The sequence below is a fragment of the Chamaesiphon sp. VAR_48_metabat_403 genome, assembly GCF_031422475.1.
Taxonomy (GTDB): Bacteria; Cyanobacteriota; Cyanobacteriia; order Cyanobacteriales; family Chamaesiphonaceae; genus Chamaesiphon.
The window spans coordinates 1-1,624 of sequence record NZ_JANPLS010000259.1; the positions used below are offsets into that span (position 1 = coordinate 1).

The 1,624-nt window shown below is 42.8% G+C and carries 5 protein-coding genes; 1 reads left to right on the forward strand and 4 read right to left on the reverse strand.

Annotated features, from left to right (window positions below):
- Positions 1-210: 210 nt before the first annotated feature.
- Complete coding sequence (gene psaI / locus RMO79_RS12015; protein ID WP_310483403.1) at positions 211-318, forward strand: photosystem I reaction center subunit VIII; 108 nt, start codon at positions 211-213, stop codon at positions 316-318.
- Positions 319-467: 149 nt separating this feature from the next.
- On the opposite strand, the gene RMO79_RS12020 is transcribed toward psaI, so the two are convergent.
- The 4 genes from RMO79_RS12020 to psbE all read right to left on the reverse strand — a co-directional run bounded on the left by RMO79_RS12020 (position 468) and on the right by psbE (position 1,301).
- Positions 468-587, reverse strand: coding sequence for a photosystem II reaction center protein J (locus RMO79_RS12020; RefSeq protein ID WP_295615529.1), 120 nt, complete (start codon positions 585-587; stop codon positions 468-470).
- Positions 588-635: 48 nt separating this feature from the next.
- Positions 636-758, reverse strand: coding sequence for a photosystem II reaction center protein L (locus RMO79_RS12025; RefSeq protein WP_309744289.1), 123 nt, complete (start codon positions 756-758; stop codon positions 636-638).
- A gap of 12 nt (positions 759-770) precedes the next feature.
- Complete coding sequence (gene psbF, locus RMO79_RS12030; protein WP_295615531.1) at positions 771-905, reverse strand: cytochrome b559 subunit beta; 135 nt, start codon at positions 903-905, stop codon at positions 771-773.
- A 141-nt stretch (positions 906-1,046) separates the two neighbouring features.
- Positions 1,047-1,301, reverse strand: a complete 255-nt coding sequence (gene psbE, locus RMO79_RS12035; protein ID WP_295615533.1) for a cytochrome b559 subunit alpha — start codon at positions 1,299-1,301, stop codon at positions 1,047-1,049.
- Positions 1,302-1,624: the final 323 nt, after the last annotated feature.

Below are 1,624 nucleotides of genomic sequence, written 5' to 3' on the forward strand. Positions count from 1 at the left end.
AATACGAGCATTCTAGGCGTTGAGCGAATTAATCTTATGGTCAACACTGTACCATAGTATTGGTGCCATGCGCTAAAATCTTTGCTATCTACAGCGCATACTGCGTTCGCTTTGTTTGCGCCGTCGATGAGTCCCCGTGAACGGGGAGGTTTTTACCCATTTTCCTGATAAAATTAAAGTGCAATTTATCTGCAAAGGACTTCTGTAATTATGGCAGCTTCTTTTCTCCCTTCAATCCTAGTACCTACTGTCGGTTTAGTATTCCCCGCGATCGCGATGGCCTTTTTATTCGTGTATATCGAGCGCGACACAATCTAGGATGGATTAACATCAGTTTGGGGAAGATCTCTTGCCCCAGCAATCAAAAAGCCGGACTAGTCCGGCTTTTTCGATCCAAATTGCTCCGCTAAAGCAGTTGTACAATTGCATTGCTTTCGCTAAAATCTCGCGATTGGCGATTGACTTGCTTACATTGACGAGCCGATTCCAGCATAAGAGCCATAGAAGAACAAGCTTACGACAACAATTACACCCATGCCAGCGACGGTAGCTACCAGCCACAAGGGAATTTTTCCTGGTTCAGACATAGTTTTTTCCTTTTGTAAATATCCCAACAGCAACACAGACAAAACCAATTAGTTAAAGAAGTAACTGGTAAATAAAATTCCGAGTGTAAAGACCATTAACAAGCCTAAAAATAGTGAAGCTCGATTGAGTTCTACTGGCTGATTATTAGGGTTTGGAGTACGTTCCATAATATTAATATAATCCTATCTTTGAATAAATTGCATGGCTGCGATCGCGCCAATAAAAAATACAGTTGGTACGCCCAAAGTATGGACGGCTATCCATCTGACAGTAAAAATGGGATATGAGATAGGCTGATTTCCGCCACCGCTAGTCATGTGCTGCGCTCCTAAAATTGAGGAAAGTTTGGTTAAAGTTTAAAGATATATCAGCGATCGACTGGCGATCGCCAGTTGATAGCTAAAACTATTCGTAATTAGACCTTAATTGCTTGCGTAAATTCGACAGGCTAGCAGTTACTACTGCTTTTTAACGAATTTATCGAGTTGGTCTTTCGATTCAAATCGATCGGAGACGATTGGTAACTCTTGACGAGTCTGAGTGAAGTACTCATCGGGACGAGGAGTACCAAAAGCATCATAAGCCAAGCCAGTGCTAACAAACAGCCAGCCAGCCACGAATAATGCTGGGATGGTAATGCTATGAATGATCCAGTAACGAATACTGGTGACGATATCGGTGAAGGGACGTTCTCCGGTGGTTCCGCCTGCCATAATCGAGCTGCTCCAGATTTTAAATATCTTTACTCAATCAAGTTTATCTCATAACCTTGAAGAAATGTGATGTGTAAATGAGAAATTAGCCTTTAGGTTTTAAATCGTTTTGAAGCTATCGCGCACCGACAAGTCGGCTAGACTTCGTTTTGGAATTTGAATCCCCCAACCCCCTTTCCAAGGGCAGGGTGGTTTCATACAAGAAAAGAAAAAACCTCATCGACCTGGTTAGCCCATAAACGTAAGGCTTGAGGAACTGTCCGAAACCCAGCTCGACGAACGAGGGTGACAATCCAAGTGAAAAAAATCGCCCAATTAACCGG

Excerpts from the sequence above, each read along its gene's own strand:
- psbF (WP_295615531.1), bottom strand. The coding sequence starts at position 905 with ATGACTAGCGGTGGCGGAAATCAGCCTATCTCATATCCCATTTTTACT.
- RMO79_RS12020 (WP_295615529.1), bottom strand. The coding sequence starts at position 587 with ATGTCTGAACCAGGAAAAATTCCCTTGTGGCTGGTAGCTACCGTCGCT.
- psaI (WP_310483403.1), top strand. The coding sequence starts at position 211 with ATGGCAGCTTCTTTTCTCCCTTCAATCCTAGTACCTACTGTCGGTTTA.
- psbE (WP_295615533.1), bottom strand. The coding sequence starts at position 1,301 with ATGGCAGGCGGAACCACCGGAGAACGTCCCTTCACCGATATCGTCACC.